The organism is Sphingomonas trueperi, from assembly GCF_011927635.1.
Classification (GTDB): Bacteria; Pseudomonadota; Alphaproteobacteria; order Sphingomonadales; family Sphingomonadaceae; genus Sphingomonas; species Sphingomonas trueperi.
The window spans coordinates 193355-207302 of record NZ_JAATJB010000004.1; the positions used below are offsets into that span (position 1 = coordinate 193355).

At 66.7% G+C, this 13948-nt stretch carries 12 protein-coding genes; 6 read left to right on the forward strand and 6 right to left on the reverse strand.

What is annotated here, in order from left to right; all coding sequences use genetic code 11:
- Nucleotides 1–88: 88 nt before the first annotated feature.
- Together GGR89_RS08735 and GGR89_RS08740 are read right to left on the reverse strand one after the other, a co-directional pair.
- Nucleotides 89–1300 (reverse strand): pyridoxal-dependent decarboxylase, exosortase A system-associated, encoded by a 1212-nt coding sequence (locus GGR89_RS08735; protein ID WP_126001113.1) that lies wholly within the window; start codon nt 1298–1300, stop codon nt 89–91.
- Nucleotides 1297–2784, reverse strand: a complete 1488-nt coding sequence (locus GGR89_RS08740; RefSeq protein WP_206434295.1) for an acyl-CoA ligase (AMP-forming), exosortase A system-associated — start codon at nt 2782–2784, stop codon at nt 1297–1299. Before GGR89_RS08740 ends, GGR89_RS08735 begins: the two co-directional genes overlap by 4 nt.
- Before the next feature lie 87 nt (nt 2785–2871).
- On the opposite strand from GGR89_RS08740, the gene GGR89_RS08745 reads away from it, so the two are divergent.
- Genes GGR89_RS08745 through GGR89_RS08755 form a run of 3 tightly spaced genes read left to right on the forward strand, consistent with a single transcriptional unit; the run spans nt 2872 to nt 4501 of the window.
- Nucleotides 2872–3129 carry an acyl carrier protein gene (locus tag GGR89_RS08745; protein WP_093295256.1) on the forward strand — a complete coding sequence of 86 codons (258 nt, stop codon included), beginning with the start codon at nt 2872–2874 and terminating at the stop codon, nt 3127–3129.
- A complete protein-coding gene (locus tag GGR89_RS08750) occupies nt 3126–3767 on the forward strand; it encodes a hypothetical protein (RefSeq protein WP_125976122.1) in 642 nt (213 codons plus the stop codon). The genes GGR89_RS08745 and GGR89_RS08750 overlap by 4 nt, the downstream gene beginning before the upstream one ends.
- Nucleotides 3755–4501: an alpha/beta fold hydrolase gene (locus GGR89_RS08755; protein ID WP_164521723.1), complete on the forward strand. Its 747-nt coding sequence runs from the start codon at nt 3755–3757 to the stop codon at nt 4499–4501. Before GGR89_RS08750 ends, GGR89_RS08755 begins: the two co-directional genes overlap by 13 nt.
- A gap of 7 nt (nt 4502–4508) precedes the next feature.
- Here GGR89_RS08755 and trxB read toward each other — a convergent pair whose 3' ends face one another.
- The 3 genes from trxB to GGR89_RS08770 form a co-directional block, all read right to left on the reverse strand.
- Entirely contained in the window at nt 4509–5480 is a 972-nt protein-coding gene (gene trxB / locus GGR89_RS08760) for a thioredoxin-disulfide reductase (RefSeq protein ID WP_125976120.1), read from the reverse strand.
- A 139-nt stretch (nt 5481–5619) separates the two neighbouring features.
- On the reverse strand, nt 5620–5757 hold the full coding sequence (locus tag GGR89_RS08765) for a hypothetical protein (RefSeq protein ID WP_164521722.1): 138 nt from the start codon (nt 5755–5757) through the stop codon (nt 5620–5622).
- A gap of 83 nt (nt 5758–5840) precedes the next feature.
- On the reverse strand, nt 5841–7091 hold the full coding sequence (locus GGR89_RS08770; protein ID WP_125976118.1) for an HD-GYP domain-containing protein: 1251 nt from the start codon (nt 7089–7091) through the stop codon (nt 5841–5843).
- 623 nt (nt 7092–7714) lie between these two features.
- On the opposite strand from GGR89_RS08770, the gene GGR89_RS08775 reads away from it, so the two are divergent.
- The gene (locus tag GGR89_RS08775; RefSeq protein ID WP_125976221.1) at nt 7715–10747 is read left to right on the forward strand and encodes a TonB-dependent receptor domain-containing protein; all 3033 of its coding nucleotides are present in this window, start codon (nt 7715–7717) and stop codon (nt 10745–10747) included.
- 306 nt (nt 10748–11053) lie between these two features.
- Here GGR89_RS08775 and GGR89_RS08780 read toward each other — a convergent pair whose 3' ends face one another.
- The gene (locus GGR89_RS08780; RefSeq protein ID WP_125976116.1) at nt 11054–12337 is read right to left on the reverse strand and encodes a right-handed parallel beta-helix repeat-containing protein; all 1284 of its coding nucleotides are present in this window, start codon (nt 12335–12337) and stop codon (nt 11054–11056) included.
- A gap of 65 nt (nt 12338–12402) precedes the next feature.
- On the opposite strand from GGR89_RS08780, the gene GGR89_RS08785 reads away from it, so the two are divergent.
- On the forward strand, nt 12403–13419 hold the full coding sequence (locus tag GGR89_RS08785) for an adenosine deaminase (protein WP_125976114.1): 1017 nt from the start codon (nt 12403–12405) through the stop codon (nt 13417–13419).
- Nucleotides 13419–13934 (forward strand): phosphoribosyltransferase, encoded by a 516-nt coding sequence (locus GGR89_RS08790; RefSeq protein ID WP_125976112.1) that lies wholly within the window; start codon nt 13419–13421, stop codon nt 13932–13934. The genes GGR89_RS08785 and GGR89_RS08790 overlap by 1 nt, the downstream gene beginning before the upstream one ends.
- Nucleotides 13935–13948: the final 14 nt, after the last annotated feature.

Below are 13948 nucleotides of genomic sequence, written 5' to 3' on the forward strand. Positions count from 1 at the left end.
TGCCTCCAAGCGGCAGCGAGGCGGCGTGTCGCGCGCCCGTGCCGGACGGCGACCTATGGCGCAGGACGCGTAAATTTAGCGTTAGGCGTCAGACTCCTGCCAAAACCTCGCGGACCGGCGGGTGGCCGAGGAACCCCTGCGGGCTGGCGCTGGCGCCATAGGCCCCCGATGCGAAGATCGCGATCAGGTCGCCCACTTGCGTGCGGGGCAGCGCGACGCGGTCCGCCAGCCGGTCGAGCGGGGTGCAGAGCGGGCCGACCACGGTCACCACTTCCTCGGGCGCGTCCTGCATCCGGTGGGCGACGGCCACCGGATAGTTGCGCCGCACGACCGTGCCGAAATTGCCGGTCGCAGCGAGATGGTGGTGGAGACCGCCGTCGACGACGACGAAAGTCTCCCCCTGGCTCTCCTTCCGGTCGATCACCCGCGCCAGATAGATTCCCGCTTCGCCGACCAGCCAGCGGCCGAGCTCGATCGCGTACTGGGTATCGAGCCGGTCCAGCTCGCCCGCCAGCGCCGCGCCGACCGCCTCGACGTCGAGCGGCAGGTCGCCGGGAAAATAGGGGATGCCGAAGCCGCCGCCGAGATTGACCAGCGGCGGCAGCGCGCCCGCTTCGTCCGCCAGCCGCGCGGCAAGGCCGATGGTTGCGGCCTGCGTCTCGATCACCGCCTCGGCCGAAAGCGCCTGCGAGCCGGCATAGATATGGAAGCCGCGCCAGGCCGCGCCCGCCGCGATCAGCCGCCGGACGAGCGCGGGCACGCGTGCGGCGTCGATCCCGAAGGGCGAGGCGCGGCCGCCCATCTTCATGCCGGAGCCGCGCAGCTCGAAATCCGGGTTCACCCGCACCGCCAGCCGCGGCGTGGTGCCCAGCCGCTCGCCGATCGCCAGCGCGCGTTCTGCCTCGCCTTCGGACTCCAGGTTGAGCGTCACCCCCGCCCGGATCGCCGCGTCCAGCTCCGCGTCGCGCTTGCCGGGCCCGGCGAAGCTGACCGCCGCGGCGTCCATCGGCGCCAGCGCCTTGTCCATCTCCCCCGCCGAGGCGACGTCGATCCCATCGACTTGGGGCGCAATGGCGGCGATCAGCGAGGGCAAGGGATTGGCCTTGATCGCATAGTGCAGCGCGATCCGCTCCGGCATCGCGGCGCGGAAGCGGGCAATCCGCGCCTGCACCGCGCTGGCATCGTACAGATAGAGCGGCGTGCCTGCCGCCGCCCAGTCGCCGGCGCTGCGGCCGGCCACCTGCAGCATCGGCTGCCCGGCATAGTCGGCGGGGATGGGCCCGGTGGGCTTGGCGTTCATAGGATCTCCGTCTTCAGCCCGGACCGATCGAGCTTGCCATTGGCGTTGCGCGGCAGGCTTTCCCGCCAGACATAGCGCGCCGGTTGCTGGAAGCTGGGAAGCTCCCGCCGCAACCGCGCGCGCAGATCCTCTTCGCGGCTGCCGTCGCCGCGCGCGACGACCAGGATCGCCTGGCCGAGCCGCGGATCGGGAACCCCGAACGCCACCGCCTCGCTGGTCTCGCCGCCGGCGACCACCGCCTCCTCGATCTCGGTCGGGCTGATGCGGTTGCCGGAGGATTTGATCATCTCGTCGTCGCGGCCGACGAAGCGGAGCAGCCCGTCGGCATCCTCGGCCACGGTGTCGCCGGACCATACCGCCACACCCTGGTGCTCGGCGAAGCTCGGCGCCGGACGGAAGCGCAGCGCCGTGCGCTCCGGATCGCGCCAATAGCCCTTGGCCACCAGCGGCCCGGCATGGACGAGCTCGCCCTGCTGCGCGCGACGCCCCTCGGCATCGACGATCAGGATTTCGGCGAAGGGAATGGCGCGGCCGATCGATTCCGGGTGCGTGTCGACCAGCGACGGATCGAGATAGGTAGAACGAAATGCCTCGGTGAGGCCATACATCGCGTATAGGTCGGCGGCGGGAAAGCGGCTGCGCAGCCCCTGCACCAGCGGCCGCGTGAGCGCCCCGCCCGAGTTGGTCAGCCGTCGGAGCGATGCCGCGGTCTCCCCCGGCCATTCGCCCTCGAGCAGTTGCACCCACAGCGGCGGCACGCCTGCCAGGGTGGTGATGCCGAAGCGCGCCACCGCCTTCACCACGTCACGCGCCGTCAGATAGTCGAGCGGCACCACCCGCGCGCCTGCCGCCCAGGTCGAGAAAAGCTGGTTCTGGCCATAGTCGAAGCTCAGCGGCAGCACGCCCAGCACGCGATCCCCGGGCGCGATCTTGAGATACTGCGCGACGCTGATCGCCCCGAGCCAGAGATTGGCATGGCTGAGCATCACCCCCTTGGGCCGCCCGGTCGAGCCCGAGGTGTAGAGGATCGCCGCCAGCGCATCGGGATGGCCGCTCGTGGGCGGCAGCCGATCGGTGCCGACCAGATCCTCCTCGATGACGATCCGGCAGTCGGCGGGCACGTCCCCCGGCGCCAGCGCGGCCAGCCGCGCCTGCTGCGTTATCAGCAACCGCGCGCCGCTGTCCGCCAGGATATGCGCGACCTGCGCGCGCTTGAGCGCCGGGTTGATCGGCACATGGACCAGCCCGGCGCGGGGTCCGGCAAGCGGCAAGAGGCACGCCGCGCGCGTCTTGGGCAGCCAGCTCGCCACCCGCTCGCCGGCGGGCAGGCCGTGCGTGGCGAGCGCATGCGCGATGCCGCCCACCGCCGCCTCGAGTTCGGCATAGGTCAGCGTGCCGGCCTTGTCTTCCAAAGCAACGGCGTCCGGCGCGCCACGCAGCGGCAGCGCGTCTATAAGATGCGGGGCAGGATCGAGCGCGATCATGCACCACCCATAGTCTTGGCAGCGCCGCCGCCAAGCCTTACGGAAGCGCAAATTTCTTGCAGGGGAACCCCATTGCGGCCTGAAGCCATGCTCGACATCGAAACCACCGTCCGCGGCGTGCTGCGCGACGTGCTCGGGTTGAGCGACGAACGCGTCGCCGCGTTCGACGAGACCACGCCGCTGTTCGGCGCCCTGCCCGAGCTGGATTCGCTCGCCGTCGCCGGTGTGCTGACCGAGATCGAGGACCGGCTGGGCATCCTGATCGAGGACGACGAGGTCGACGGCGAGATGCTGGAGAGCTTCGGCACGCTCACCCGCTTTGCCGCACAAAAGGTATTGGGGTGATCGAACCCTATGACTGGGCAGGCGGCCGCGAAGCGATGGTGCGCTTCGGTCCCGGCAGCGGCCCTGTCGTCATCGCGGCATTGCCGCTGTTCGAGGAGGCGAACCGCATGCGCGGCTTCGCCGCGACGATCCTGCGGTCGCTCGCCGAGAACCACGGCATCGCAGGCGTCCTGCCCGAGCTTCCCGGCACCGGCGAAAGCCTGATCCCGAGCGAGCGTATCGCGATTTCCGATCTGCGCGCGGGCTTCGCCGCAGCGGCCCGCACCGCCGGGGGGCGCGCCTATTCGATGGCGCTGCGCAGCGGCGCGCTGCTGGATGGCAGCGTGGTGATCCGTCGCCGCTGGCACTTCGCGCCACAGCCCGGCGACGCGCTGCTGCGCGCACTGCGCCGCATCCACCGCACCGGCGACGCGCCCGGCTATGGCGGGCACCGCCTGCCCGATACGTTTCTGGACGAGCTGCCCGACTGCCATGTCGAGCCGGCGCGCACGCTGCGGCTGGAAGGCGACACCCGCCCGGCCGATCGCCTCGTCCCCGGCCGCGCGCTGTGGCGCGAGCCTACACCCGACAACGACCTCGTTCTCGCCACGCTGCTCGCCGATGATCTCGCCGCCTGGGTGCGCATGTGCGAAGCCTGATCGGCTTTCCCTGCCTGGGCGACATGCTGGTCGGTACGCTCGACAGCGCCTCGGGCGCTACCGGCCTGCTGATCGTGTCGAGTGGCAACGAGATCCGCAGCGGCCCGCATCGCAGCATGTCGCAGCTCGCCCACCGCATCGCGGCGGCCGGCTATCCGGTGTTTCGCTTCGATCGCCGCGGCGTCGGCGATTCGGCTGGGACCAACCGGGGCTTTCTGGAGAGCGCCGCGGACATCGCCGCTGCCGCGGGCATCTTCCGGCGCGAGGCGAAGCTGCGCCGCGTCGTCGCGTTCGGCAATGGCGACGGTGCGACAGCGCTCGCGCTGTTCCACGCGCAGGCGCGGATCGACGCGCTGCTGCTCGCCAATCCCCTGGTTGTCGGGCCGCCTCCCCCGCCCGAAGAGAAGGATGCAGCCGAGCCAGGTCGAGGCTGGATGCGCCAGATGATCGGACGCGTCGCGGTCCGGCGTCCAGGCATGCATCGCAGCCTCGGCAGCGAGCTCGCCGCGGCATTCACCGAGGCGGAAGTGCCGATGACCGTGCTGCTCGCCACCCGCGACAAGATCGCTTCGGACTTTGCCGAGTTCCTGCACAAGCCGGCCTACGCCGCCGCCGGCACCCGCGTCCGCCGCAAGCAGTTCGATACCGCCAGCCATGTCTTTGCCGGCACCGCCGACAAGGCCTGGCTCTACGAGCGGGTGATCGAGGCGCTCGCCGAGCAGCGAGCGCCCTGACCCTTCGTTACTCGGCCGCCTGGGCAACCGTCTCGAAATCGGCCGCCGCCAGGAAGCGCTCGGCGTCGAGCGCGGCCATGCAGCCGGTGCCCGCAGCGGTGATCGCCTGGCGGTAATGCTTGTCCATCACGTCGCCGCAGGCGAACACGCCGGGCACGCTGGTATTGGTCGTGCCCTTCTCGACCTGGATATAACCGTCGTCATCGAGCGCGATATGGCCGCGGAACAGCTCGGTTGCCGGGTGGTGGCCGATCGCGACGAAGCCGCCGTCGACTTCGAGCATCGACAGCTCCCCGGTGACGGTGTCCTTCAGCTCGATGGCGACCAGGCCCTCGGGCTGGCCGCCGCCGATGAAGCGGACGACTTCCTTGTTCCACGCCATGGTGATCCGCTCGTTGGCGAACAGGCGCTGCTGGAGGATCTTCTCGGCACGCAGCGAATCGCGGCGGTGGATCAGCGTCACGTCATGGCTGTGGTTGGTGAGGTAGAGCGCTTCCTCGACCGCGGTGTTGCCGCCACCGATCACCGCCACCTTCTTGCCGCGGAAGAAGAAGCCGTCGCAGGTCGCGCAGGCACTGACGCCCTTGCCCTTGAGCAGTTCTTCCGAATCGAGGCCGAGCCAGCGCGCCTGGGCACCGGTGGCGATCACCAGCGTGTCGCCGGTGTAGACGGTGCCGCCGTCGCCGACGAGGCGGAACGGGCGCTGGCTGACGTCGATCTCGACGATCGTGTCCCACATCATCTGGGCGCCGACATGCTCGGCCTGGGCTTGCATCTCCTGCATCAGCCAAGGACCCTGGATGACTTCGCGAAAGCCGGGATAATTCTCGACATCGGTGGTGGTCATCAGCTGACCACCGGGCTGGATGCCCTGGACGACGATGGGGGCGAGGCCGGCGCGCGCGCCATAGATGGCAGCCGAAAGGCCGGCGGGGCCCGAGCCCAGGATCAACATGCGGGTAGAATGGGTGGCGGTCATGCTCTGCTTTCCGACGAATCTTCGACGCCGCTTCTAGAGACAGGGCATCGTCGGAAGCAACATGGCGTCGCGCGACATATCTGCAACGCCGTGCCGCAGCGGAAAAGCTGTCACGGCACCAAGGCGAAGTTGCTGCCGCTCAGCGAAGGATCCACACCGCGACGCTCGCCCAGAACAGCACGCTGCCCATGGCCATGATCAACAGGCTGCCCGATGCGGCGGGATCGACACCCCGGCCTTCGACCTGTTCCGGCGGCAATTCATGCAATGCACGCATTATACTGCGACTCCGTTCAAGCGACCCTCTTCCTGTTCTTGCTTATAGACGATCCGGAATCGCGCGCCGTTCCGGTATTATGCCTAATTTGTTACAGCGACCGGCGGATACAAGTCCAGCGCCGGAATCGCGCTGGGCGCCTCTTCGGGCCGAACGAATCCCACGACCTTGTCGTCGGCCGTTCCCGCGCTCAGCACCAACGTCCGTGGAGGCAACGCCGCCCCCTCGGCGAAGGAGTGGAAGACGAGCAGCCGCGTTCGTGTCGCCCGCTCCCCGTTTTCAAGCACCAGGGCCAGCCGATCCGAGGCCAGCCGTACCAGCATGCCAGGCGGATAGAGGTTGATGCTGCGCATGAACTGGAACAGCAATTCGCGATCGAAATGCCCGTCCCAGCTCCACATCGCGCCGAGTGCCTGCGCTGGGAGCCATGCGCGCTTGTAGGCGCGGTGCGACGTCAGCGCGTCATAGACGTCGCAGATCGCCCCCATCCGCGCCGGCAGGCTGATGTCGTCGGCCTTCAGCCCGTGCGGATAGCCATTGCCGTCCCAGCGCTCGTGATGGTGGAGGCACACCTCCACCGCCAGCGCCGGCATGGCGCCGTCTTCTCGCAGCAGCGCCACGCCCTCCTCGGGATGGGTGCGTACCAGCGCGAATTCCTCCGCCGACAGGCGGCCGGGCTTGTCGAGCACCGCATCGGGGATCGCCACCTTGCCGACATCGTGGAGCAGCCCGGCAAGCCCGAGCGTGCGCACGGCCTCCTCGTCCATCGCGAGATGCCGCGCCAGGTTGACCATCAGCGTGCAGACAGCGACCGAATGAAGATAGGTATATTGGTGCTTGCTCTTGAGCTGGAGCACCCGAAGCAGCGCCGAGGCGTTGCGATCGAGCTGGCCGGCGATGTCGTCGACCAGCGCGGCGACCTTCTCATGCGCGACCGCCCGTCCCAGCCGAACGTCATCGAACGTGCCGCGCACGGTATCGAGCGCCCCCGCGACCAGCGCAGCGGCCTCTGCCTGATCGGCAGAGAAACGGGCGGCAGGAGATTCTGGCAGCGGTCGCTTCGCGCGGGCCGCGGACCACGTCGCGGGCGCATCGGCTTCGTTTCCGTCGCGAACCGCTATGGCCGGCGTATCGCCATCCGACGCCGTCGCCTGCGACCGCGCGACATCGATGATCACACCGCCACGGAACGCACGAAGCTTCTGCAGGTCCTCCGTCTCGGTGAGCAGGAAGCGCGTTCGCCAGAAGGGATGCTCCCACCACGAGCCCTCGAAACCGTGGATGAACATCCCCAGCCGCACCTCGGCCGCGGGCACCGTCCTCAGCGCCGCCATCGCGAACCCCCTAGCCTATCCGATTCGGGCGCCCCGCAAGAGCGCCTCTCCCCTGACACATCACCACGCCTCCCGAAGACTTATGGTTTCTCGCACGCTAAACCGCGCGACCTAATCGACAATGTGCAGATATCGTTAGCCGGGTGCTAACGGGCCATGGCGACGCCGTGGGCCGCTGCGCCCATACATGCACCTCCTTGCACCTTGCGAGGAAAGAACGGTCCCACCTGAGCGCAGCCATGCGAGAACCGCTCCTGCAGGAAATACGCCCTCAGAGAAGCCCAAGAATCAGCCAGGCGGCACAACGATCCAAAGCAATACCAATCATAGCAACCAACCAAGCACAACTATTCCGTGCTTACACCTGCGGACAGCCCCATTTCACGCCACTATAGCGTTCATTTACTTTTTATCTTTCGCCACCGACGAGGCGAATCCGGCGCCGAAGTGGGAAGAAAAATTACCAGCAGAACCTTCGATAAACACCCGCTACACAAGCGATATTTTTAAACCCTCCTTAACTTCGCCGATGATAGCGCGCGCCCCGCAGCATCAGGCCCGGCCTGCCTCGAAACGACGAAAAGTCGTCGCTGCGCTAAGAGGGAAGAGCTTCAATGATTTTGATGGATTCCGCGCGTCTTCTGAACCTGCGGTATGGCATTTCGACCGCCGCGCTGCTGACCGCGATCGCCGCACCCGCACACGCGCAGACTGCGGCGCCCGTGCAGGTGGCAGACGCTGCCGCCAGCGCGGTTGAAGCGACGCAAGACCCCGCCACGCCCGATGCGCAGGATCAGGCCGCACCGGCCGATCAGGCGCCCATCGTCGTCACCGGCACGCTGTTCCGCGATTCGAACGCCAGCTCGATCTCGCCGGTAACCGTGCTGAGCGCGGCGACGCTGCAGCGCGCGAACATCACGACGGCGCAGGATGCGATCCGCTCGGTCTCGGCCGACAGCGCCGGCTCGATCTCGACCGGCTTCAAGAACGGCTTCTCGGCCGGCGGTGCCGCGGTGTCGCTGCGCGGTCTCGGCGTTTCGTCGACCGTAGTGCTGATCGACGGTCTCCGCTCGGCGAACTTCCCGCTCAACGACGACGGTCACAATTCCTATGTCGACCTGAATTCGATCCCGTTCAGCGTCGTCGACCGCATCGAAGTGCTGAAGGACGGCGCCTCCTCCACCTATGGCGCCGACGCCATCGGCGGCGTGGTCAACCTGATCAGCAAGAAGCAGTTCAAGGGCCTCGAAGGCTCGGTGCAGGCCGGCACCACCGAAAAGGGCGACGGCTCGCGCTATCGTGCGACGCTGACCGCCGGCGTGGGCGACTATCGCGAGAAGGGCTGGAACTTCTACATCAACGGTGAATACACCTATGACGGGTTCATCACCAACCACTCGCGCGGCTATCCGTTCAACACCAACGACCTGCGGCCGAGCGGCCTGACCGACCGCAACCGCAACGACGACTCGCTGACGACGTCGAACCCACAGGCGGTCGTGACCCGCGTCTCGCAGACCGACCTCAACAATCCGCTGTCCGGCCAGGTCGGCGATCCCACCACCCGGTACCAGCTGCTCAACCCCAACGCCTGCCCCTTCGGCACCTTCACGGTGAACACCAAGGAAGCAAGCGGCACCGGCTGCGCGCACAACCTGGCGGACGAATATTCGATCATCCAGCCGAAGCAGCAGCGCTATTCGACCACCGGCCGCCTCAGCGTGCGGCTCGCGGATAACTGGGAAGCGTTCGCCACCGGCAGCTACTCGCATTCCGAAGTCACGATCACCGGCGCGCCCTCGAACATCCGCGCGATCCAGCCCTTCGGCGGCTCCCCGGCAGTCGCATCGAGCAATCCGGGTATCGTGCTGCCGGTCTATATCTGTGCGTCGGGCGTCAACTGCGCCAGCGCGGCGGATCGCAAGCTGAATCCGAACAACCCCTATGCCGCCGCCTATGCCGGCAACCCTGCCGATGGTGCCGCGCGCGTCTATTACCTGTTCGGCGACATCCCTGCCGGCAGCTTCCGCTATGTCGATGTGTTCCGCACCTCGGCCGGCATCTCGGGCGACTTGGGCAACGGGTTCAAGTTCCGCCTGAACGGTGTGTATGCGCGGGACAACTTCAGCGTCACCCAGCGCGGCTTCATCAACATTCAGGGGCTGCTGAACGCGATCAACACCGGCGCCTACAACTTCGTCAATCCGGAACAGAACACGGCGGCCGTGCGCAACCAGGTCTCGCCGGATCGCACTACGCCGTCCTATTCGACGGTGGCGACGATCGGTGGCTCGCTGCTCAAGTCGCTGCTGCCGCTGGCCGGCGGCGATCTCAACGTGGGCGGCGGCTTCCAGATCCGTCGCGAGACGCTGATGAACCGCAACCAAAATGCGGACTTGGCCTATTACGGGCTGAACACCTCTTCGGCACAGGGCCGGCAGACGGTGACGGCAGGCTTCTTCGAAATCGACGCGCCGTTCACGCGGACCTTCGATCTCAACGTGTCGGGCCGCTACGACCATTATTCGCAGGGCTATAGCCACTTCTCGCCCAAGGTGGGCGCGAAGTTCAGCCCGATCGAGCAGGTCTCGTTCCGCGCAACCTACTCGCAGGGTTTCCGCGCACCGACCTTCGCGGAATATAACCCCGCCAGCAGCTACGCCGGCTTCACGACCTTCGCGCCGCCGGCGAGCTTCGTCGCCGCGCACCCGAACAATGCTGCCTATTCGGGCAGCTACAGCATTGGCGCAGCCTCCACGGGCAATCCGGACATCCTGCCGGAAGTCTCGCGCAGCGTCACGGTCGGCACGATGCTCAAGCCGACGCGCTGGCTCAACATGACGGTCGACTATTACAATATCCGCAAGTCGAACCTCATCGTCAGCGGGCCGCTGCAGGCGAAGGCAATCGACGCCTATTACGCCCAGACCACTGCCGCCGCCGGCTGCGCCGCCGTCGCAGCGGTCGGACAGGGCTACAAGTGCAACGTCGTCGACGGCGTCGACCCGGTAAACCCGACCGCCCTGCCCCGGCTGCTGGTGCTCGACGTGCCCTACGTGAACGCCAACTATCAGGTGAGCTCGGGTATCGACATGCAGGCTACCGTCGACCTGCGGCTCGCGGACAGCGTCCGCCTGATCAGCCGCATCGACGCCACCCGGGTGCTTCGCCTCGATCTCGTCACTCCCGAGGGCGTGATGCAGAAATATGCGGGTACGCTCGGGCCGTACAACCTCTCGTCGGGCGGCGGTACCCCGCGCATCCGCGGCAACTGGCAGAACGCGGTCGAGTTCGGCAAGTTTTCGCTCACTGCGACGACCTATTATGTGGGTCGCATCAAGCAGGTGGCTGCCGACACCATCAAGGCGGTCAACGGGACGATCGACCTGTCCTGCGCCAACAACAAGGCGCCGATCGTGCAGGGTGGCGACAAGAACTACCAGTGCTACATCCGCCCGTTCATCTACGCGGATCTCAATGCCGCGGTACAGGTGAATGACCAGTTCCGCTTCTTCCTCAACGTGCAGAACTTCACCAACGCCCGCGCGCCGTTGGCGGCAGGTGCCTATGCCAGCAACCCGAACTACCTGAACGCCTGGCATTATGCAGGGCTGGTCGGCCGCAGCTTCAGCGCCGGCGCGAACTTCAACTTCTGATACCAGGCCGCTGAACACCGCGCATCGGGACGGCATTCGCCGCTCCCGATGCGTCGTTCAGCCATTGTCTCGGCATCAACGCATCCGGCTCCGACCGGCGTAGAGGGCGTTCGAAATTGGACAATGCGGAGTCGCTGGACGTGCCGGCGGCACTATTTGAACTGTCGACGCAGCATCAGCGGGACGAAAACGTCAGCGGGACATCGTGAAAGGAATCGGGAAACCGAGTAGCGCCGATCCGCTGCCTGCGCCCCCTTGTTCAAGACCGATCGAGCGCCGCGATCCGCGCCGCGCCGATACTTCCGTTCACTTCTTGAAGAGGCCGCCGATCTGATTCCCCGGCGGCAGCGCAGGCTGCTCGCTGTTGATGTAATAGGCGGGCGCGACATTGCCTTGGACGGTGGCTGGCGCCTCTACCCGGATCCAGGGCGTGAAGTTCGGCCCGGCGATCACCTGATTGTACCGAATGACGACATTCCTGGGGGCGCTGTACAGGGCGATCGCGTGCCACATGGTCATGTAGAACCGGTTGTTGCTGATCTCGATATTCTCATAGCCGCGAACGCGGTCCTCGTCCCCGAAGAACACGCCCTGCGGCTCGTGGCCCGGGCTGCCGATGATCTGGTTCCGCAGGATCCGGACATTCTTGCAGCCGGACGTCTCGCGCGTCGTCCAGCACTGCACGCCGTCGGGGTGGATCGTTGGATTGGTGCGGAAATCGTGAAGCGTATTCGCAATGATCGAGACGCCGTTCGATCCGGGAATCTCGATCGCATCCGAGCCGATGAAGCCGATATCGTTGTTCTGGATCAGGACGTTGCCGCTACGTCCTGTCTTGATGCCCGCATTGATCTCGCGGAACCGCGAGTTGGTGACGCGAAATCCCTCGACGTTCTGCGCCACCACGCCGTTGACGTCGTTGACGACCTTCCCGTCGATCACGCCATGTACGTAGAGATCGTCCAGCGTGATGTTGAATCCATTGTTGACGCGAATCATCGCCTGCATATTCCCCTCGCCGCGCGCGGCTGCGTAGGAAACCTCGAGCCCCGACAGCGTCAGGTTTCGCGCATTGTTGATCGTCAGGCGGCTGAAGAACGCTCGATGGCTGGGGTTGGCGCTGCGAATCCTGACCGAGGAAGCATAGTGGGCGCCATTCAGCGTCACCACGCCATAATGCCCGGGCTGCAACAGGATGACGTCGCCCCCTCGCGCCGTCTTCACCGCCGACTGCAATTGGGCGGGTGTCGCAACGGTGATGGCGGCAGCGATGAGCAGGAGCATGGGGTCCTCCGTGATGAGACGAGAAGGTCGAAGCGATTCGGGTCCGCCGCCTTCGGATCCCACTCGATATGGCCATCGGGGGGCGGTGTCGCGGCTCCCGCTACCGCGCTGCGGCGAAGCGTTGCTTTCGTCGCGCGCATCGAGCGGACCTCCCACGAAAGGCGCGTTTTCCGGCAATCTAGCCGCACGCGAGGATGGCAAATCCGGATCACGCGGTTGAACGTCGCGCCCTTCGATGCTGCGGTCGCGAAATCCCGAACGACCGCGACGGGCACCTCGAAATAGCGACCGCGCGGGCAAGTGCACCAAACGCAACTCCCTTCCCGGGCGTTGCGCTTGCGACTCGCCGGTGCCGCTGCGATGCTGGGGCGATGGAAAATTTGGACGCTTTCATCGCCGGCCTGCCCAAGGCCGAACTCCATCTCCACATCGAAGGCAGTCTCGAGCCCGAGCAGATGTTCGAATTTGCCCGGCGCAACGGCGTGGCGATCCCCTATGACAGCGTCGAGGCGGTGCGCGCCGCCTATCGGTTCTCGAACCTCCAGGACTTTCTCGACATCTATTATGCCGGCGCCGACGTGCTGCGCACCGAGGCCGATTTCCGCGACCTCGCGCTCGCCTATTTCGAGCGCTCCGCCGCCGACGGCGTCCGCCATGCCGAGATCTTCTTCGATCCGCAGACCCACACGCATCGCGGCATCGCGATGGCCACGGTGGTCAAGGGGCTGCTTGCGGGCATGGCCGAAGCCGAGACGCGCTTCGGCATCACCTCGCAGCTGATCCTCTGCTTCCTGCGCCATCTCGACGAGGAAGACGCCTTCAAGACGCTGGCCGAGGCCGAGCCCTGGCTCGATCGCATCGCCGGCGTGGGGCTGGATTCGTCCGAGCTCGGCCATCCGCCGTCGAAGTTCGCCCGCGTGTTCGCCGCCGCCGCCGAAAAGGGCCTCAAGCGCGTCGCCCATGCCGGCGAGGAAGGCCCGGCGGCCTATGTCCATGAAGCGCTCGACCTGCTGCAGGTCGACCGGCTCGACCATGGCAATCGCAGCCTCGACGACCCCGCGCTGGTCACCCGGCTGGCGCGGTCGGGCATGACGCTCACCGTCTGCCCGCTGTCCAACGTCAAGCTGTGCAACGTCGAGACGATCGACGCGCATCCGATCGACCGGATGCTCGAACTCGGCCTGCGCGCCACGGTGAACTCGGACGACCCCGCCTATTTCGGCGGCTATGTCGGCGAGAATTATCGCGCCGTCGCTTATGGCCGCGGCCTCACCAAGCAGCAGCTGGCCACGCTTGCGCGCAACAGCTTCCTGGGCTCGTTCCTGCCCGACGAGGCCGTGGCGACGCACCTTGCGGCGATCGACGCCTGGGTGGCGGAGGCGGCGTGATGGGCGACATCGTCTTCACCCATTTCACCCATGACCAGCTCGTCGCCGGCGTCCACACGATTGCGGGCGCAGTGGCGGACTGGTCCCCCACCCTGCTGGTCGGCGTCGGCCGCGGGGGGCTGACGCCTGCAGTGTATCTGTCGCACCGCATCGCGCTGCCGCTCGTCTCGATCGACTATTCGACCGGCATCGCCCAGTTCGCCGAGGAGCTCGTCGCGGTGCTCGCCAAGCGAACCCGCGACGGCGAGCGGCTGCTGTTCGTCGAGGACATCAACGACAGCGGCAAGACCATCGGCGCGTTGCGCGCGGCGCTCGCGGCCGAGGGGGCGGTTGCCGAGCAGGTGCGCTTCGCCGTGCTGCTCGACAATGTCCGTTCGTCACAGCGAGTGGAATATGGCGCCGAGACGATCGACCGCGCGGTGCAGAAGGACTGGTTCGTCTTCCCTTGGGAAGCGATGGCGCCGCAGACCAGCCTCGATGCCGATGCGCGCGAGGTACCCGATCGGCTGGCTTGACAGCCGCCGTTCAG